We start from the raw sequence: 21507 nt of genomic DNA, 5'->3' as shown, positions 1-21507 counted from the left end.
CATATTACTTAATCTACTAAATGAGTTTACTTTCTAATATTTTACCACCACCTATACAAATCTTGTTTGATGTATAAATTGCAGCATATTGCCCTGGTGTAACTGCTAAGGTTTTATAGGGGTAATAAATTTCCAAATTATCATTCCATATTTTTTTAATAAAACATGGGATTAATTTCTGACGATGTCGAAATCTGACAAAAAAGTTTTCATTTTTTCAATCAATTTTATTTTGATCATTTATTCAATTAAAAGTTGTTATTGTTGTGTAATTAGTTTCTAAATACTTAGAAAGTTCTGATTCAAGTGCAACATACAAAGTATTTGTTTTGCTATCTTTTTTAACAACAAAAACTTTTTCTTTCATTCCTCCTAAATTTAATCCATGGCGTTGACCAATAGTATAAAATTTTATGCCATCATGTTTTCCAATAACTTTTAATTCAGGTAATAATTTTATTTCTCCAGTTTCTTTGTTAAAATAATTTTCTAAAAAATGCTTAAAATGTCTCTCGCCAATAAAACAAATTCCAGTAGAATCTTTTTTATCGGCTACAATTAAATTATTTTTTTTAGCTATATCTCTCACTTCTGTTTTTAAATAATTTTCTAAAGGAAAAATAACATTGCTTAGTTGTTTTTGATTTAAATGACACAAAAAATAAGTTTGGTCTTTGTTTTCGTCTTTTGAAATTGTTAAAAATATTTCTTTTTGTTTTTTTAGTAATTTTGCATAATGCCCTGTTGCTAAGCAAAATCCAGGGTAATTTTTATCAATATAATCTTTTAAAATTCCAAATTTAATAAATTTATTGCATAAAATATCTGGATTTGGTGTTAAGTTATTTTTATATTCATTTAAAACAGTTTTAAAAACTAAATCCCAATATTCTTTAACAAAATTTATTTTAAGTAATTTAATACCTAATTGTTCTGCTATTTTTTTAGCATCTTTAAAGTCTTTTTCAGAATTACAACCAAACTCAATCTCACTTTGTTTAGAGCCAAAAAAATCTCCATTAATTTCTTTGTCTCAATTAACCATGTAAATCCCAATAACATGATGTCCTTTTTCTTTTAATAATAGCGCACTCACAGCAGAGTCAACTCCACCAGATAATCCTACTATTACATTCATTTTATTTCCATTCTTAATACTCATAGTTGAATACATTTAAAATTTTAGTTAGTATTTTGTGTTAAATAAATTAATTTAATACTAATGAACTCTTAGTCAAGATTCAAAAATTTTAATTAAAAATTTGATTTTTTTTGCTAGAAAAACTATACAATGATCATTTTTTAAATAAAATTTAATAAAAACAAATGTGCTTTCTAAGATAAAGATAAAAGCAGTAATCAAACACTTGTTAAAAATTTATTTCAAAGCAAATGCATAATTAAATTTCTAAAGAAAAATTTTAGAAAACTTTGTCCATATAATTTCTAAAAATTTTTATTATTCTAATAAAAAAATATGATTGTATAAATAACTTTCTTAGATGCTTTTTATTATTTTTTTAAGTATTAACTTTTGTTTTTTTGTTTTGAAATTTATTTTATATTAACCTAATAATAACTTTTTTATTTACACAATTAAAAAGTACTAGCACAAAGCACTAGTACTTTTAACTGTCATATAAACACTATAAGCAAAAGTAACTATCAAATATTATGTAACACTCAATTACTCAAGCTTAAGCAAATTAATTAGTTTTAATTAGTGTAAAAATATTTAGAACAATTGGGAATATCTTTATAATTATTTTCTCAATTTGGTCAATGATCTAGATCATCATTTGTAAGTCTATTGTTATATTGCACTTTCATATTAAAGTTGCCAGGACCATCAACATTCATTACAAAAATATCAAAAGTAAAAGTTTCACCTGCTTTTAAAGCAAATATAGCTTCAGGGCATATGTTTGTTCATTGATTTGTTCAATGATTAAATACTGTACTGTACTCTTTGTGAACTCCATCGGCCATAGTACAACATAAGTAATCATCAAATGTCGCAAAGAATTTGTAATAACCACTTGCTGGAGCAACAAAATTAAACTGCATTCGATAAGCACAATGAGGACTAATTGATGATAAATTCAAATTACTGCTTACTCATTTGCTATCAGGTCTTGTTGTTTTTAATAATTCAAAATTTTTAAAAATTGTATTTTTATTATCAGTTCTTCATTGTTCATTAATCGGTAATGCAAACTTACTAAATCTAGCACCATTAGTTCATGAAGTTTTAGATGTTCTAATAGTATAAATGTATTTTCAAGGTTTTGCAGTCTTATTGATTGTTGCTGATCTTGAAGTCATATTAGACTTATTAACATTTACATGAGGAAGATATATTGAAGTTTCCATGAATTCATCAGTTTTATCTTGATTCTTACTTAATGGATATGGTTTATATAAAATACTAAAATCAAAATTACCAATTCCACCAGTATTAATAACAAAGATATCAAAGTTTACAACATCACCAGCATATAAATAATCACTAGTTCCGTCACGATTTAAGTTAATTTCATTAGGTGTCCATTGGTTAAAAGTTCTTACAAATCATCTAGAATTTCTTCCACTTATGTTTACACTAATGTTTAATAAATCATCAAACTTAGTCATAAATGAGTAATAACCATCATATGGCACAACAAATTTAAACTCACATCTAAAACCTTGTTTTTTATTATCAGGATGAAATTGATCAAAATTATTATTCACTCATTGAGCTATTGGTTTAGATTGTCGAAGATCACTAACATAGCTAGCAATTTGTTTGTCTGAAACACCAATATGTGTATTCTCATTGTATGGAGAATAAAGTGAAAAAATTGGTTCATTAAATGTTTTAGAAATTTTAATTCTTCATTTATAAACTTTTTGCATCTTATCTGATGAACCATGATAATTAGTTGCATTACAAATTGAAACATCAAAACTATCAATTTCATTTACATTTTTTAATGATGGATTATAAATAACAATTTTGTCTTTAACTTGTAAACTACCACCATGTAGATTTAAATTGCTAACTTGGAGATTTGTCCATTTAAAATCATCATTTGTGCTTACAATATACTTACCAAAATCAAAAGTATATGGACGGTCACAAGGTAAAGCAATTGGAGCTAAAAGATCATCTGCATCACTATAAGCATTAAAATCAGAAGGATTTGAAGAATTTGGAGTATAAGCACCTACAGCATATAAATTACCAACAAACTCAGGAGCTGTTAAATTACTAATACCATCAATCATTCTTTTTTCATCATCAGTAGCATGATCCATATCGCCTGGTCAAATAAAACGTGGTCGATCATGTTCTTCTCAATCAAATGGACTATTATTTCTATAAAACTTGTTTTTTCAAGATTTCAGCATTGGATATAAATTTAAATGTCAATAATTACTCATATTAACAATTTCAGACATTGCTGTTCATTGAAGAACATTGTTTGGATGACTAGCTCTATCATAATTGATATAATCAAGAAATTTACTAGGACCAACTATTGATAAAATTGCATAATACAATGTGTTAGCATCAGGAAATTGTCCATTCTTAATTTCTTGGTTAGCATGAAGTAAATTTGTATATGGATTAGCTAATGCATAATAATCAGAATTATTGCCTAATGTATAACCATATGTGTTAACTGTACTTCTTCAAGATGACTGCGGATCAATGCCAATAGAGTTATAATCAAATAACTGCGTATGATCATTTAGTCTAAATAGTGTATTACTTTGGTCCTCAACTGAGAATTTATAAGATTTATCATTTAGTTGTAAATTTGCACCTTGGTTTGTCAAGTTATTACTAGTTTGCAAATTATTATCAACACTTGGAATAACAAAAGATGAAAAAACTATACCACTAATTGTGCCAACAAAAGATAAAGCAACTAAACTGCTTTTTTTAGTTAAAAATCTCTTCACTATAAAACCCTAAAACATTAAACTTAAATTAAGTTTCACAATTTTAATGAAAAAAAAAAAAAAAACAATTTTTTTAATTTAATCTTGATTTTTTGAATTACTTTTAAAAGACTTAAATTAAGCTTTTAATGAGATGTCAACCCTCAACTATAAAAATTTTTTCTATTTCACAAAACTAATTCTTTTTAAAAAAGAACAATATATTTTACTTTAAAGATAAATTTATAAATTGAAGTTAAAGAATAAAAAAACTTATAAAAATATAAACTAAAAAATGGTTAAAGTGTAGAATCAAGTAAAGTGTTTGCTTTAACTATTATTACTTACTCTTTTCTTTTTTCGCTTAATTAAAACAAATGATACTACACCAATAACTACCAAAACAACAACACTAACAACCACTGAAGGAATAATAATTGTTAATGTGTTGGTTGTTGATGTTTGTTCTTCAATATTGCCATTTTGACCATTTCCTCCTGGGTTTTGATTTGCTGGAGGAGTTACATCACCTGGATTTGATGGATTTCAATTATCTGGAGGAGTTTGTGGAGTATATGAATAAACTAATTTATTGTTTTCAAGTTTACAATCAGAATTATTATCCATTTTTAGTTTACTAACTAAATTTTCACTTGGAGTTTTTTCCGAATAAATATTAGTAATAGTTATTTCTGAGGTGTTGTACAAAGACTGAATTTCATTTGTAAAGTTAAATGCATTTGCATCTCAAATTTTAGCTTTTCTAGGCACACTAGAATCTCTATTAACAGAGTTAATTGAATACTCAGCATAAATATCATGTGAAAAATAATCTTTGATTCATGATAACAATTGTAATCATGGGGTTGGATAATGTGTAACAATTGCTGTTGGTCCATCAGTTGGAAAAGAATTATTTGGAGTTACATAAACTGGATTTTCAACTGCACTAATTAATTTTAAATTCAAACCAAAATCTCTTTCAGCATTTAAATATCAATTAGCAGAATATAATGATTGCTGCGAAGATAAAGCATTTTTGTAAGCTTGCTTATAATCAAGCATAGCATTATTAATTTGTCTTAATAACAACAAATTGTTATCAGCTACTTTTAGTTCTTTGGCCTTAATTGATAAATTATAAAGATTCAATATTAAATCTTTAAGTGTTGGGTTAAAATCAAATGTTAATTTATTTTTTTTAGTTGAAGAATCATATTCAGTTTTTGGAACAATAAAATTAGTTATATCTAAATTAGGCGTTTGAATAAAATCAAGAATTTGACGTTTCAATGCATAGTTTCTATCATTATCTCTTATAGGAGATTCATCAGAAAAAATACGTAATGTTTGTTGTTTTACAGCAGGTTTAGATGTTCCAAAAAACTGAAGGTTTTTACTGTCTTTTTTTAATTCAGTATATTGAATTACATCTTTAACATTAGCTGGTGAATTAATAAGACTACTTAAACTAATTTTACCATCATGAGTATCAAATAAAGTACTATTAGGAACTTTTACATAAAAAGCAATTCCATCTTGGAAATTATAATTTTTAGGATTTAAGTCATTTAGCAAGTTATCTGGAATTGTAACTTGATTTCATCAATCACCTATTTGGGGCGTCAATTCAACCGAACGCTTTTGAATGGGACGACTAGTATTAGCATTAGAATTGTTATCATTATTTGATGGAACTGCTGAATATTTATAATGATACTCAATTCATTCTTTAGGTGTTTGTGAAATATCTTTTGCATTCATAGCACTAACAGAAGTACAATAAGAATTTGGACTACTAGTTATATCTAAAAATTTAATTGAAGTAGTTTCGGGTAAAACAAATTCTTCATTCCATGAATTTAATCATTCTTTTCAACCTGTTTCAGTATATCCTTTACCTGTACCATTAGAAAAAAAATCTTTTAGTTTTTCTGGATCAAATGTTTTTGCTTTGTACTTTATCTTTGTACCTGTTTGTACAAACCATAAATATAAATCACCTTGTGGATTTAATTTACCTTTTCTAGCTACAATCTCTTTACCTAAATCAAAAAGGTTTTCATCTTGCCAAATTCATGTATTTTTATTATTTTCATATGTTGATAATTGAAACACAAAATTTGGATTCTGTGTTCCCATAGTTGGCGGTAATTGATGTGATTGACAATAAGCAAGAACTTTTGAACTTAAATTAGTGTTTGGTGAATTAACATAATTTTGTTTATTTGTATAGTAACTATTTATAAAATCACGTGTATACCAAATGTCACTAGTACCATACTCATAAAGTGGATAACTATAACCAATAGTTACATTAACATCATCACTAATTCTTGCTTTAGGAGTTAACTTAAAATCATAATTTTTGTTATTTTGAAGAACTTGTTCTAATAGATCTAATCCATTTTGATCATAATTACTAAATGTGACTTCTTGTTTTGCATCAGTATAATCTAGTGTTGTTTTATTTGTATTTGATGTATCAACTCTTTTTAAGACTTCTATAACATCATCTATTGGTCCATCTAATTTAACTTCATTATTTTTTATAATTAATGATTGATCAGTAGAAAATACATTATTACTTACAACATTTGAAATAATAACAACTAATCCTAAACTAATAGCAATTAAACTTATTAACTTTATCTTACTTTTCTTACTCTTATGTAAAAACAAAAGAAAACCTCCAAATGTTTTTCTTTATGTAAAACCTTATTAAATTAGTTATATGACGGTTGCTAATTCTAACAAAAAATAAAAATGTTTCACTACAACCTTTTTAAATTGCCTTTAAAAGGTTTAAATTAAAATTTAAATAAAACAAATAATAAAATCATCCATTATAAATATTTGTCTATTTCCAAAATTTATTCTTTTGGAAGAAACCAATGTATTTTAGAAATAAATTTTATAAATTAATATTAAAACACTAAGAACTTATATAAATTTAAGTAGAAAAACAATATATTGATATGCTAAGTAAATTTGTATTTAAAGATAATCATAATATAAGTTGACTAATTATTAACAATATCAAGATTGTATAGTTAAATATCTAAAATTTAACCTTAAATTACAAAAAGAAAAGAGCATCAAAAAAATTGATGCTCTTGCATAATCCTATGTATAACGTTATCTTGGCTCATAATTGTAGATTAATAAAATTAAAAATTTTTTTCAAAAAACATCTTATTTTAAGAGCATTAAGAAAGCTTATTACTTGTAACATATAAACATTCTAACTAAAATTAGAAATGAATTTTAATATAATTGCATTCAAGAATATTGTTCTATAAAACTAAAAAAATATCTTAAATAAACCAAAAGTCCATTAAATAACTCTTAATTTTGTTATTCATAATAAATATGTTTTTATCTATTGGAGATTACAAATTCTTTAACAAGTAAAACTAAGAGTTTTAAGTATTAGACAAGGTGTAATGAACAAATTTATTTTTTTAAAAAAATCAAAAATTTGCTAAAATGTATTGGCAGGTTTTGTTGCTTCCTGCCTACATCGCTTTGTAGTTTTAATATTGCATTTTCTTTATATAATGCAATTTTGCTTTTATTAATAAATTTTATTTGTTTTTCAACCTCTTTTTGTTTTCAACCTCCTTTCGTTTTTATTTTTCTACTCTATTTTTATTTGTTTTAATAATTTTTAAAATTTTTTTATAATACATTTTTACCTCAAAAAGCAATTTTTATAAAAAAGATAAAGATCTTAATTACAGCAAGTTATAAGTAATTTGCACATAAATATAAATGTCTATTAATTTCTTTTTCAAATATACAACTAAAACTTAGTTGTATATTTTTTTTTAATTATTTAAAAATAAAACTATTTTATCCACCAAATGAAATAAAAACAAAGCAAGTAGCAATTCCAATAATTAGCATTAAAATGCTTATATATCACTTTTTTTGTGTTGTAGATTCTTTAATTACTTCTGGAAAAAACTCAACTAATGCTGTAAAAACAAATAAAACTCCAACAATAATATGAATAATTGCATTTAATCATCAAATTTCTGAAACAAATTGTCCAATATTAGCACCCAAAAAAATAAAAGGTATTAAAATTAAAATCATTAGAATTGAGTTCAAAATTGAACGATTTCTTTTAATCCCCATTTCTCTTTGTCTATAATAAACAATAGTTTCTTCAGGAATCAAATGCAAAAAAAATCCTATTAAAAAAGCTAAATTAATTCCTGATGATCTATCAGATACTACAGAATGTTCATTATAATTTAATGCAACTAGGTTATATACTATATAACCCAAAAATAAACCAGCTGCAAGTCTATGAAATAGAATTAAATATAAAGCTGTACTTTTTGTTTTTATATAATTTCCATTTCTATCATTAGGTTTTTGTTTTGCAAAAAAAAATTCATGAATATGAGGATGATTATGAAAAGCATCATGATCAGAATGCTCTTCAATTGGAAAATTAGAATTAAATTTTCCTCATTTTTTGCTAACAAAATATTTAAGAGCTAAAGCTGAACATAAACCAATAATTGAACCAAATAATAAAACAATAATTTGATAACCAATAGATAATCAAATATTATTAGGATCTACTAAAGTTGCTGCTTCAACAGCTAATTCTTTGCCTTCAGTAACTTCTCCAAAAAGACCTAACACAATAAAAAAACCAGTTGTAAAAGCATACAGATACAATGTTGAACGTAATTTATTATTTTTTCTTTTTTCAAACAAAGGAATTATAAAAGCAATAATGATAGGAATAAGAATAATAATTCCAGATAAAATTGCTGAATTAATATTAAAATCGGCCCATTTATTACCAGTATGAATTGATAATGTTGACAATCAATCTTGTGTCATGCAAATAACCTTACTTGAAATCAAGTTATACAATTTTTAGTATAACACAAATATATATTATTTATAATTTTTATAAATTAAGAAAAACAACTTTATAAATAATTTATCTCTTGATTACTTAAATTTTTGTTTATAAATAAATATTTTTGCACCTATATTTTGATATGTTCAAACATAACATTTAATAAAAAATTATTAATTTTAAACTTTTGCAAATTTATATATTTACCTTATTAAGATTTTAGTGCTTTTTTACACAAAATTAAAAAGTCTTTTTTATATCAAATTAAATCAGTTGCAGACCAGCAGCAATGCAAATGCCTACAACAATAATTAAAATGGAAAACATTAATAAATTTAAATATAAAAAAATAAATTTTTTTAAATGAACTATTAATTTATTAGTTGGTTTATTATTTTGCTTATTAGCCAAATCAATTACTTTTTGCTCAATTTCATTTATTTTTTCATTTTCCATGATTAATTTACCTCATATGGTTTTTCTTCAACATTGTCATTATAATAGTATTGACATCAAAAGTCTCTAACATAACTAACATGCCTTTTCTTTTTATCAATATCTCTAAAAACATTTTTATAAGTTAATACTTGATATTTTTTTTGAAAAAAATGCTTAAGCTTATTTGATACAAATATAAAGCTAGATATAGTATGCATTCAGCTCTTACTAAATAAATAATAAATACATCTGTATTTACGTAACTTTGGAAATAAACAATAACTACATATAATACCAATTATGCCAACTACAATAAATAATGATGAAAGAATAATTGATAATTCAAATTTAAATTGTTGATCTCTAAAAATTTCAATAATTAACCGAACAATTCCTGTTCCTAAAAAATAACTAAAAACATTGGATCCAGCTCGATATCCTTTAATATATTCTGTGCCATAGAATAAAAAGCAAAACATAATTACATTCATAAATGATTCAATTAAAAATATTGGAACCCTAAAAGCAACAATGTTACCCGTTTTAATTCACATGTTATTTCAAACATCAGGCATTAAAATTTTTAAAAACCCTCATTGACTAAAAGCTAATCCTGATGTATCAGCTAAATAAACATTGTTAGGTGATAAAAATGCTTCTTGAACAATACTTCCATATACTTCATGATTAAAAAAATTACCCCATCTACCAATTGCTTGCCCAATTAAAATGGCAGGAAACAATGTATCCGCAATTGTCCACATACTAACTTGCCTTGAGACAATTTCAGTTGTAAAAACATTATTTTTTATAATGCTATTACTTGTATTAACAAAGTATTTTGGAGATCTTAGAATACATCCAAATCAAATAAGACCAACAATTGTTGAAGCCAAAACTGCTCCTTGTATAGCTAATCCTGCAAAACCATTAGCAAAATCAAAAAAAGGTGTTACACCTATTTTGGAATCGCCAATAATAAATGATCATGATCTAGCACCTAAAATCATTGTTGGAACAGCAATAAAAATAAAGATATAAAAAGGAGTATCGTTTATTTTGTGAAAAAAATTAAATTTAATAATGATAAAACAAATGGCAAAAAAAATTCCTAATGCAAAAAAAATCCCATACCATTGAACATTAAAATCACCAATACTAAAAGCAGGGTTATCAGGATGACCACTTTGATGTCATATTATTTCTTGTTGCATTATTATTTTTTACCTTTTTTAAAAATTGATTTGTTTTTTAATGTTTGATTTTTTGTTTCTATTTTCATTATTTGATGATGTTGTTTTAAAAAATCGTTAGTAGCATTATACCCTTCACGTTTTAATTTTAAATCAATTACAACACTTTCAATTAAATCACTAATTTTTCTTCCTGGAGATATGGGAATAGTGTATTTAGGTAATTTTAACCCACAAATAATTTGATTTTGTTGATCATTGCCTAAACGATCAAAATCATAATTTTGAAAATTAATAGCTTTTAATTCAATTACAACAGATATTATTGTTGAAGGTTTAATTTTTTCGACACCAAACATTTTAGATATATTTAAGATGCCTAAACCTCTTATTTCAATAAAGTTTTTAGCAATTTTATTAGATTTACCTAAAAGAACTCCTCCAATTCTAGCAATATCAACTGCATCATCAGCTATAAATAAATGATTTTTTTTAATCATTTCCATTGCTATTTCTGACTTTCCTATTCCTGATTCACCAATTAAAAGAACTCCTTCTCCATAAACTTCTAGTAATACTGCATGCATGGTTTCATATTTTGCTAAACTTTCAGAAACCAATGCACCAATAGAAGAAGCAATATCATTTGAGAACATATCACTTTTAATAATAGGGATTTGATAAAATTTATTTATTTTTTTTAGAAAATCTACTTCCTTAAAAGATTTTGTTAACAAAATCATAGGTGGTTGCAATTTAAATATTTCATGAATTCTAGAATCTCTTTCTTTTTGATTAAGATTTATTAAATAAGTGTATTCGCGATTACCAAAAACAACAATATTTTTAATTTTTTTATCAACAAAAAAACCACAAAGTTCAAAACCTAAACGATTTAATCCAGGTTTTGTAATTTCATTATCTAAATTGCTCAATCCATCAATTGGTTTTAAATTAACCTCAAAATGTTTAACAACTTCTAAGACTTTAATCATTGTAAGAAAACTCAAGTTATAATTTAATTTAAATTACTTAATTATAAGCGTCATTAAAATTATTTCAAATCATAAATTTATTTTTTAAAAATAGAAAAATTTATATTGCATGTAAAACCTATTAACCAAGGAATCGATAAAACAAACATTAATACTTGAATTATAGAAATAAACATTCCATATCCACTAGGAACAAGGTTAAATTCATCATCTAAAACAAAACTTAAATTAAATTTGTTAGCATTAATTTTTTGAAGTAAATCAGTTGTATTAGTCGGTGCATTTGTTGGTGAAATGCCAACAAAAGATAAAACTAAAAACAATAAAAAAGAAATTACAGTTGCAATCAATGTAGCTAAAAATTGTTTTTTAAGTTTGGATGAACTCAACATTGAATAATAATCATCTTTTCAAAGTGAATAAGCAAAAGATAAAAGTGAAACTATTGCAGCACTACCAATAAAAATAATTGAAATTGTTAGACTAGTTAAACTATAACTAATTTCCCCCAATGATATTAGTTGATTTTTGATTTGATAATTTCATAATAAATTAATAGCACCAGAATCAGCAGGCAAAAATGTGTTCTTTAAATTAAGATTACCTTTTGATAACATACCAATTAAAATTAAGATCATTTCTATCGAAAGTAAAATAATAAAAATGATGCCTACAATTAGTGTAATTGATTTAACTTTATGAGAAATAAATTTATTACTACTTGATTTGGTTTCATGTTTGTTATATTCTTGCATTCGCATTTCTAGAAATTTATCTTCTAAATTTTTAGTTCAACTAGACATACATAATAAAATCCTATTTGTTTGAAAAAAATTAAATTTTCATTCTTTTAATTTTTTCAGACATTCAAATTGATTTCTTATTTTTAACTAAAACCATATCTTCAATCCTAATGCCGCCAACTTTAGGAATATAAATGCCTGGCTCAACTGTTACAATACTATTTTCATAAAGTTCTTTATCATATAATTTTGAAACATTAGGTAACTCATGAACATCAATCCCAACACCATGACCAGTTGAATGAAGAAAATAATTTTTAAATTCTGTTTTTTCGATATAATCACGACAAACTTTATCTAATTCTGATCCTTTCATTCCTGCTTTACATGTGTTTATTCCTTTTCGATTTGCTGCATCAACAACTCGATAAGCATTAATTAACTTTTGTTCTTTTGGTTTATTACCAACCACCCAAGTTCTTGTGATATCTGAACAATAACCTTTATAGGTTGTACCAAAGTCACAAGTGACAAAATCACCCAATTGCATCTTACGATTAGTTGGATGATGGTGAGGACTAGAACCATTTGAACCAGAAGCAACAATTGGAGGAAAAGAATTTTTTTCACCACCTGCATTAATCAATTCAATAGAAATTTTTTTAGCTAAATCAATTTCAGTCATATTTGGCTTAATTCATTTGGGCAAATTATTACCAACTTTAGCAGTAATGTCCACAACTTTTTGCATAATTTTTAATTCATCAATAGTTTTAATTACTCGTAACAATTGAGAATTAATAATTTTAGGTTTTTGAGTTGATATTTTTTTAATTAAAAAGTCATAATTATATGTAAGATACTCACCCTCAATTGCCAAACAATTTACATTTATTTTTTTAGCAATTGTTTCTAATGTTTTTACACCTTCATATAAAACAACTTCTATGTTTTTTACACATTTTTGAGCAGCCTCAAAATATCGAGCATCAGTTGTTAAAATTGCTTGGTTTTTAGTAATAAATAAAAAACCAAAAGTAGCTGCAAATTCAGTAAATCACAAACGATTTTGATCAGAGACTAACAATAAAGTATCAGCTTTATTTTCTTTTAAAACTTCTTTAACAAGATTATGTTTAAAACTAAAATTTTTATTTATAGTTGTCATTTTAAACTATTTCTTTTTAATTTCTTTGTGCAAAACTTTTGTTCGACATCTAGAACAATATTTATTAAGTTCTAATTTATCAGGATTTTTTTTTGCATTTTTATGGGTTAAATAATTAATTTCATTACAAGTTGAACAACTTAAGCGTGTGCCGCGTTTTACAGCCATTTAATCAAAACTCCTAATTAATATTTGTTATAAACAAAGTAATTGTTGTACTTTTAAATAATAAGTTAATAATATTTTAACAAATTTTAATAAATATCATTATTCATATTTTGGATTAGTTATCATAATTTTTTTTCAACAAATAATCATAAAATAAACATGAAATACGTTTATTATGATGCTTAGTTCCGACATATGTAGCTTCTTTTTTAAGAGATTTTTTTGCATTTACTGGTGAAAGCTTAATTCCTACATTACTAAACATACTTTTATCATTATTTGAATCACCAATAGCAATTCTTTCATCTAAAGAAATTTTTTCTAAATCACAAATACTTTTTACAACTTGACCTTTATTAACTTCAAATGCAGTTATTTCAATCATTTTTTTTGATGTACGGGACATTTGAAATGTATTCGGATATAAATTTTGTAATTCAAGAGCAAAGGCATCAAGTTTTTTAATTGATCTAGAAATAACATTTATTTTGGAAAAATCATCATGTAAAAATCAGCGAATAATGTGTGTATCTAATGGTCTTACCAAATGAATTGCAAAAGCCATATAATTTCAACTTAATACAATAGGTGCTCCCTTGTATAAACTATCAGGGCAACCTCAAAAAAGAATCTTATATTTTTTTGTTAACTTATAAATTTTATAGGCTTGATTATGTGGTATTAAATGTTTGGATAGTAATTTATAAATATTTTTATTTACTTTAAAAATAAATGAACCATTTCCAGAACCTATATAATGAATTTTAAAAAAATTAGTATTGTTATTAATATGTTGAGCATAATTTTTAGCAGAACTGTAATAGCGACCAGTAATAATTGCATTAATTGAATCTGGATTTAATTTAGCATATGTATCTAGCGCTAACAATGTTTGTTTAGATATTTTTTTATTAAAATTTAATAAAGTACCATCTAAATCTAAAGCAAGAAATCTAAATTTTTTTTTTGTTTTTTCCATACTAATAAAATTATGTCACAACAAAAAATTAAACTATTTTATAAAATCAGCAATTAATTCTTTGTTTTGAAAACCCATTTTTCGACCAATCTCATTACCATCAACAAAAAAGATTAAAGTTGGAATTGAAGTAATTTGAAACCTCTTGGATAAATTTTCTAAATGATCAACATTAACTTTAGCAAAAACTACTTCATGGTTTTCATTAGAAATTTCTTCAAAAAAAGGGGCCATCATTTGACAAGGACCACATCAATCAGCGTAAAAATCTATAAGGACTTTTTTATTTGATTTAATTAAATTTAAAAATGCTTCTTCTGATGTAACTATTTGGGTCATAAATTTTCCTTTATAAATAATGTTTAAATTATTAATTTTATTTTAAATCTTCATTATCTTTTTTAGTTTTTTTCACTTTTTTAGTTGATTGTTCTTTGTCATCATTAGTGTCAGATTTTTGAATATATTTACATGAAGGATAACCAATACAACCAACAAACCACTTATTTCTAACTTGAGAAAAACGTTCAACTAATTGCTTACCACATTCAGGACATAGATCATCCAAAATTTTAGGTTTATTGATCGGTTCAGCATATTTGCATTCAGGATAATTAGAACATCCAATAAATTTATTTCTTCGACCACCTTTTTTAAAACTATAACGATAAACTAATTTTGAATTACATTGTGGACAATCAGTGCCAACATATTCAACTTCTTGTTCAACTTTTTTTATTTTATCAAATGCCATATCAACTTCCTTTTTAAATACTTTCCAAAATTTAATCAAATATTTGCGATATTCTTCTTTACCGTTAGCAATGTCATCTAATCGTTCTTCCATTCCCTTGGTAAATTCTTTATTGATAATGTTAGCAAAATATGATTCTAATTCAGTAATAACTTTTCTACCAAGTTCTGTTGGAACATAACTTCTTGATTCTAAATTAGCATAACCTCGGTTCAAAGCAACATTTGCCATCGTATTATAAGTGGATGGGCGGCCAATTCCTGATTTTTCAAGTATTGCAATTAAAGAAGCTTGTGTAAACCTTGGCGGAGGCAAAGAATTATGTTCATTAATTTGAACTTCAGCAGCTTTAAATTTTTTACCAATTTCAAATTCATTTAAAGGCAAAGTACGAATGCTATCTTGAGTGTCATAATGAGTGTATATTTTTGTATATCCATCAAATTTTACAGATCGACTTGAAGCATAAAATTTATGATTATTATTTATGAATCGAACATCAATACGTTTATATTCAGCAGGAGCCATAAAAGCTGCTACTGTTCTAATTCAAATCAATTTATACAATGCATATTCTTCATCTTTAACTTTATTTTTAATGGATTCTGGGGTAATATTTATATCAATAGGTCTAATTGCTTCATGAGCATCTTGAATTTTTATAGATGGTATTTTAGCTTTCTTTTTATTGTTGCCACTATTTTCTTTTAATAAATAATCATTGCCATAATTATTAACAATAAATTTTTGAGTTGCAATTTTAAAAGCATCTGCAATTCGTGTACTATCTGTACGAGGATATGAAATTAAAGCAATATGCTCTTTATCAACATCAATACCTTCATATAAATGTTGAGCAATCATGGTAATTTTTTTAGCTGTTCAACCTAGCTTATTAATTCCATCTTGATGCATCGTAGAAGTTTTATATGGTTCTTTGGGAGAGCGAGTATAATATTTTGGCTCATCAATTGAATAAACCTCATATTCTTCATGCAAAGAATTTTTAAAAGTTATTGCATCCTTTTCAGAATCAAAATCTATCCCTGAAACTTCTTTTGCTTCCTTAAAATTTAATTTCTTAGTTAGTTCATCTGAAATTTTACGCAAAATAAGTGGTGTTTTATTTTTTAATAAAACATCAACAGTTCATCACTTTGTTGATTTAAAAGCCTCAATTTCTTTTTCACGGTCTTCAATAAATTTTAATGCAACTGATTGAACTCTTCCTGCTGATTCTGCATTTAACTTATTTTGAACTAGATTTGATAACCGAAAACCAATCATACGATCTAAAATTCGTCTAGCAAATTGTGATTCAACTCACCTCTTATCAATTGCTCGAGGATTATCAATTGCATTTAAAACTGCTTCCTTAGAAATCTCATTAAACACAATTCGTTTGCATTTTTTTTGATTTTTTTTATCTAAGATTTCATAAACATGTCAAGAAATTGCCTCGCCCTCACGGTCAGGGTCACTAGCAAGATAAATATCAGTAACTTTATCTGCTTTATTCTTAATGTCATTAATTATGTCTTTTTTAGATTTCTCACCCTTTTTAGAGGGTTTAGGAACAATTCACTTTGGTTCCATTGTATCTTGATCAAATCCATAACCAAATTTTGATAAATCACGAATGTGACCTATTGTTGCAACGATTTCAAAATCAGACGGCAAATATTTTTGTAATGTCTTGATTTTATTTGGAGATTCAATAACTAACAACTTATTTTTCATTTAAAATCTGCTTAAGTTTGAATATGTAGTAGATTATAAACTATTTTACAAGTCGCTTGTATCATTCAACAACATAGGTTTCATTAATTTCCAAAGGCAATTCATTTCGTTCAGGAAAACGAATATATGTTCCTTGAAAAATTTTTTGATTAACCTCAGTAAAAGGACTTCATTTTTTTCACTCAACAGCTTGTTTTACCATTGGCAAATTTTGTGCACTTGATTTAAGTTCAACAACATCACCAACACTTAAAATAAATGATGGAATATTTACAGTTTTATTATTAACTTTAACATGACCATGATTCACTAATTGACGAGCGCCACGTCTAGTTGGGGCAAAACCCATTCGATAAACAATATTATCTAAACGAGATTCTAAAACCCGAAATAAATTCATCGTTAAAATTCCATCCATTTTTTTTGCCACTGCAAATAAACGACGAAATTGACGATCATTTAAACCATATAAATATTGCATTCTTTGCTTTTCTTGCAATTGTTCAGCATAACCTGATAACTTAGGACGAATTTTATTGCTACCATGTTGCCCAGGAATTGAATTACGTTTCTTACCTTTAGAAAATTCTTTACCACTTTCAAGCAAAGAAAAATTTAAACGACGAGAACGTCTATAAATACTACCTGTATATCTTGACATATATAAACTATCCTTGTGTAAATAAAAGCACAAGTTTAACCAATTCTTATAAATACAAAATTTGTTAATGATTTCAGATTTGTCAGCTTTCTTACTATCAAAACAAAGGTCAAATTTTGGAAATTTATAATACCAGTCTGCTGATTGTGCTAATTGAATTATATTAAATTTAAGATTAATTTTTTAATTATTTTATTTTTTGCATTAAATAGATTAAATAAAATCAGTCCACTCCACATAAAGGAACAGACTGATTTATATTAATTCTTTTATTTTAAAGACTTTTTATAATGGAGCGGGTAATCGGGATCGAACCGACATCAACAGCTTGGAAGGCTGTGGTTCTACCATTGAACTATACCCGCAACTATGGTGCCCGAAGCCGGACTTGAACCGGCACGATATTTCTATCCCAGGATTTTAAGTCCTGTACGTCTACCATTCCGTCACTCGGGCACAATGGTGATCCGCCCGAGGCTCGAACTCGGGACCCTTTGATTAAAAGTCAAATGCTCTACCACTGAGCTAGCGGATCATCTAGAAGCAAAATACTAATTAATGATTAAATTGCTTCTTTTTTTGAATTAATAATGGCTGGGATGGATGGGATCGAACCATCGCATGATAGAGTCAAAGTCTATTGCCTTACCGCTTGGCTACATCCCAATGGTGGACAGGGACGGATTCGAACCGCCGAAACCGGATGGTGTCTGATTTACAGTCAGAAGCGTTTAGCCACTTCGCTACCTGTCCATTATTTTTTTAAAAGCAAACTAACTTAAAAACAATTAACTATTTTTGATTTTTTTAATTGTTACATTGTATGGAAACTCAATTCCCCGAATTTCACAAACATCACCTTCTTTTTTACCCATAATTGCTTTGGCTAAAGGAGATTCATTTGAAATTTTCTTTTTTGAAGGATCAGATTCAATTGCACCAACAATTTCATATTCATATTTTTCTTTATCTTGATGGTCCAAAATTTGTACAATAGTACCAATTTTAACAACAAGCTTTTCTGATGATTTTGTCTCACTAATAATCTCAATATTACTTAAAATATCTTGAATTTCTTTAATTCGACTTTCAATCTCACCTTGAGAACTTTTAGCAGCATCATAATCAGCATTTTCAGACAAGTCACCTTGATCTCGTGCTTCTTGAATTAACTTAATAACTTCAGGACGACGAACATCAACTAAATAACGCAATTCTTCTTCTAATTTTTTGCGACCTTGTTCTGTTAATAAATACTTGTCAGCCATGCAATAATTATCATTCCATAAAATATTAATTTGCGTAAAGTATTATAATATAAAATGCATATTTTGAATCATTAATCTTTATTTTATAATGTTGTAATTTTTCAACACAAGTGTAATAAAGATTTTTCAAAAATTTAAATCAACAAAGAAGTATAAATCTAGATATTAAGTACTTGAAATACTAAAATTAAAATATAGTAGAAATATACTTAAATCATTTTTCAAGTAAAATTAATTTTTCTTAAAGTTAACTCGCTCATAATTCGGTTTAAATGATCAATACTTGAAACATACAAAATAACATTAGCCATAAACTCTTTAGTTTCTTTATTTTTAGTTAAAGAAATTTCATTTACACTACCTTGGTTTTTAATAATATTTAGAATAATTGTATTTACTACAGATTCGCTTCAAGAACCTCTAATTTCTACATGGGCCCTAAATTTTCTTGAGGTAGAATCAATTTTCTTTTTATTTCATCTAAGTGGAATAATCTTATTCACATGCAAAGTTTTGTTTATTTTTGTGCAAGAAGGATTATGAACATATAATTTACTATGGTCTTTAATTCCAACAACTTGCATGTATGGTAATTTTGAACAACATCGAGGAATTTGAATGGTGTCAATTTTTAAACCCTCAACAACTTCAAAAAAAGATTGACTAAATATTCATTGATTACTATGGCGACGAATTTCTTTTAAAACAGATTTTCATACATTAGATTTGGAAAAAAAATTAATTTGATCATCTAAAGATAAATGTAAAACATTTATATAATCTAGATATTCTCTCATTGTGGATAATCCTAAAATTTTTAATCGCTTTAAAATTTCAGTATTGCTAATTTTTTTCTCTTTTAAAGTTTTTGACATTTGCTCTAAAAAACTTTGAGCCGAATTGTATTCAGTAATTTCCATATTACTGACTGCTTCATTAATGTATTTTCTAATCGTTGGATTACTTACATATCTAGTTCATTGTTCTTGAATTTTTGGATTTTCATTATATGTAATTTCAATCACATCACCATTTTCTAAATTAATTCCTCATGGTACTTTTTCACCAAATCGAAAAATGTTATCAATATATTTGAACATTTCTGAATCAACTTGGTATGCTAAATCCAAAACAGTTGAACTAGCAGGAATACTATATGTTTGTTGATTATTAGTAACAATTACATCAATAATAGGTATTTTAGTTAATTCCTTAATTAACTGGGCATCTTTTTTAGTTGATTCAAGAAATAAATCTAATTGAAAAATTTTTGATGCTTCACTAACTAAAACTGTTTGGTATTTTTCTTTATATCTTCAATGACTTGCTAATCCTAAGCGACTATTTGCATCCATTCATTTCGTACGAATTTGAATTTCTACTAATGTGTTTTCATCAATAATTGTTGTATGAACAGATTGATATAAATTATTTTTAGGAGCAGATACATAATCTTTAAAAAATTTTGGAATATATTTAAAATTTAAATGAATTAAACCCAAAACATGATAAATATCTAGTTCATTATCTAAAATAATTCTTAAAGCAAAAACATCATGAATATTATTTATTCTTGAAATAGAATTAAGTTTGTTATATGTAGACCAAATACCTTTAATTCGGTTTTCACTTGTATATTTAATGTTTTCATCATCAAGTAAATGATAAATCTTATTTTTAATTTTATCTCATTTATTTTCATTTAATAAGCGATATTCATTAATAATAGAAACTGTATTAGAATAAGCCTCATAATTAATAATATTAAAAGCTTTATCTAATAGTTGTGTTTTAACATTATACATGCCAAGACGACCGGCAATATTTGCGTATATATCAAATGTTTCTTGTGCAATCATTTTTTGACGTTCATGATCTAAAAAACCAATTGTGTTTAAATTATGAAAACGATCAGCTAATTTAATAATAATTGCTCTAACATCTTTTGAAATAGACAAAAATACTTGGATTTGATAATTTGGACGTAAATTTTTTAATTGATTCTGTTCACGATTTTTTTTTGAAATTAAAGAAATTTTAGTTACCATTTGAACTAACATGCAAATTTCTTCGCCAAATAAATTAGTCAATTCTTCTTCACTTACTTCAGTATCTTCTAAAATATCATGTAATAAACCAGCAGAAATTGTGACCCAGTCCATTTCTCATTCAACTAGTTTAATTGCTGTTTCTAAAGGATGAATTATAAATGGCTCACCACTTTTTCTTTTTTGCCCATTATGTTTATCAAAAGCAAATTTTAAAGATTTCTCAATTAAATTAATTTCTGTAGAATTAAATTTTTTTTTAACTAAATTAATAAAAAAATTTTCACGTTCTTTATAATTTTGCATTTTAAAAACATCATTTCATATTTATAAAAGTAGTTTAAAGGCTAATATATAAAGTATAGCAATACTTTGATTTTTTAATTCAAGTATTGCTATAAAAAAGATAATAAAGAAAATTAATTAATAATTTCCATAAGGGTTTCTTTGTTGAGGCATCATCATTTGTTGTTGTGGACGTTGTTGCATCATTGGGTTGCCATATGGGTTTTGTTGAGGCATCATTTGTTGTTG

At 25.7% G+C, this 21507-nt stretch carries 16 protein-coding genes and 5 tRNA genes; all 21 read right to left on the bottom strand.

The genetic code is table 4. The features are described 5' to 3' along the window. Nucleotides 1-16: 16 nt before the first annotated feature. The 21 genes from mnmA to T383_RS0103475 all read right to left on the bottom strand — a co-directional run bounded on the left by mnmA (nt 17) and on the right by T383_RS0103475 (nt 21279). A complete protein-coding gene (gene mnmA / locus T383_RS0103575) occupies nt 17-1138 on the bottom strand; it encodes a tRNA 2-thiouridine(34) synthase MnmA (protein ID WP_052664068.1) in 1122 nt (373 codons plus the stop codon). Between the two features lie 578 nt (nt 1139-1716). Continuing rightward, complete coding sequence (locus T383_RS0103570; protein ID WP_033160286.1) at nt 1717-3951, bottom strand: hypothetical protein; 2235 nt, start codon at nt 3949-3951, stop codon at nt 1717-1719. A gap of 309 nt (nt 3952-4260) precedes the next feature. Next, complete coding sequence (locus T383_RS0103565) at nt 4261-6612, bottom strand: hypothetical protein (protein WP_033160285.1); 2352 nt, start codon at nt 6610-6612, stop codon at nt 4261-4263. Nucleotides 6613-7785: 1173 nt separating this feature from the next. Then, the gene (locus tag T383_RS0103560) at nt 7786-8796 is read right to left on the bottom strand and encodes a hypothetical protein (RefSeq protein WP_033160284.1); all 1011 of its coding nucleotides are present in this window, start codon (nt 8794-8796) and stop codon (nt 7786-7788) included. A 286-nt stretch (nt 8797-9082) separates the two neighbouring features. Next, entirely contained in the window at nt 9083-9274 is a 192-nt protein-coding gene (locus tag T383_RS0103555) for a hypothetical protein (protein WP_033160283.1), read from the bottom strand. A 2-nt stretch (nt 9275-9276) separates the two neighbouring features. After that, complete coding sequence (gene lgt, locus T383_RS0103550; RefSeq protein ID WP_052664067.1) at nt 9277-10470, bottom strand: prolipoprotein diacylglyceryl transferase; 1194 nt, start codon at nt 10468-10470, stop codon at nt 9277-9279. A gap of 2 nt (nt 10471-10472) precedes the next feature. Then, the gene (gene hprK, locus T383_RS0103545; protein ID WP_084269115.1) at nt 10473-11444 is read right to left on the bottom strand and encodes an HPr(Ser) kinase/phosphatase; all 972 of its coding nucleotides are present in this window, start codon (nt 11442-11444) and stop codon (nt 10473-10475) included. Between the two features lie 77 nt (nt 11445-11521). After that, nucleotides 11522-12247, bottom strand: a complete 726-nt coding sequence (locus T383_RS0103540) for a hypothetical protein (protein ID WP_033160282.1) — start codon at nt 12245-12247, stop codon at nt 11522-11524. Nucleotides 12248-12278: 31 nt separating this feature from the next. Beyond that, nucleotides 12279-13355, bottom strand: coding sequence for an aminopeptidase P family protein (locus tag T383_RS0103535; RefSeq protein WP_052664066.1), 1077 nt, complete (start codon nt 13353-13355; stop codon nt 12279-12281). A gap of 6 nt (nt 13356-13361) precedes the next feature. Further along, a complete protein-coding gene (rpmG, locus tag T383_RS0103530; protein ID WP_033160281.1) occupies nt 13362-13523 on the bottom strand; it encodes a 50S ribosomal protein L33 in 162 nt (53 codons plus the stop codon). A 115-nt stretch (nt 13524-13638) separates the two neighbouring features. Further along, on the bottom strand, nt 13639-14502 hold the full coding sequence (locus T383_RS0103525) for an HAD-IIB family hydrolase (protein WP_033160280.1): 864 nt from the start codon (nt 14500-14502) through the stop codon (nt 13639-13641). Between the two features lie 33 nt (nt 14503-14535). Further along, a complete protein-coding gene (trxA, locus tag T383_RS0103520) occupies nt 14536-14841 on the bottom strand; it encodes a thioredoxin (protein ID WP_033160279.1) in 306 nt (101 codons plus the stop codon). 37 nt (nt 14842-14878) lie between these two features. Beyond that, nucleotides 14879-16996, bottom strand: coding sequence for a type I DNA topoisomerase (topA, locus tag T383_RS0103515; RefSeq protein ID WP_033160278.1), 2118 nt, complete (start codon nt 16994-16996; stop codon nt 14879-14881). 40 nt (nt 16997-17036) lie between these two features. Next, entirely contained in the window at nt 17037-17657 is a 621-nt protein-coding gene (rpsD, locus tag T383_RS0103510) for a 30S ribosomal protein S4 (RefSeq protein ID WP_033160277.1), read from the bottom strand. A gap of 291 nt (nt 17658-17948) precedes the next feature. After that, a tRNA-Gly gene (locus T383_RS0103505) sits at nt 17949-18022 on the bottom strand. A gap of 5 nt (nt 18023-18027) precedes the next feature. Further along, a tRNA-Leu gene (locus T383_RS0103500) sits at nt 18028-18113 on the bottom strand. Between the two features lie 4 nt (nt 18114-18117). Next, nucleotides 18118-18192, bottom strand: a tRNA-Lys gene (locus T383_RS0103495). 56 nt (nt 18193-18248) lie between these two features. Further along, a tRNA-Gln gene (locus T383_RS0103490) sits at nt 18249-18323 on the bottom strand. A gap of 1 nt (nt 18324) precedes the next feature. Further along, nucleotides 18325-18410, bottom strand: a tRNA-Tyr gene (locus tag T383_RS0103485). Between the two features lie 35 nt (nt 18411-18445). Further along, entirely contained in the window at nt 18446-18925 is a 480-nt protein-coding gene (gene greA / locus T383_RS0103480; RefSeq protein WP_033160276.1) for a transcription elongation factor GreA, read from the bottom strand. A 209-nt stretch (nt 18926-19134) separates the two neighbouring features. Continuing rightward, nucleotides 19135-21279: a RelA/SpoT family protein gene (locus T383_RS0103475; protein ID WP_033160275.1), complete on the bottom strand. Its 2145-nt coding sequence runs from the start codon at nt 21277-21279 to the stop codon at nt 19135-19137. Nucleotides 21280-21507: the final 228 nt, after the last annotated feature.

It is taken from the genome of Mycoplasmoides alvi ATCC 29626 (genome assembly GCF_000701785.1).
Classification (GTDB): Bacteria; Bacillota_I; Bacilli_A; order Mycoplasmatales; family Mycoplasmoidaceae; genus Mycoplasmoides; species Mycoplasmoides alvi.
The sequence above is the reverse complement of the archived record's forward strand: the minus strand, read 5'-3'. Positions and strand labels throughout refer to the sequence as shown.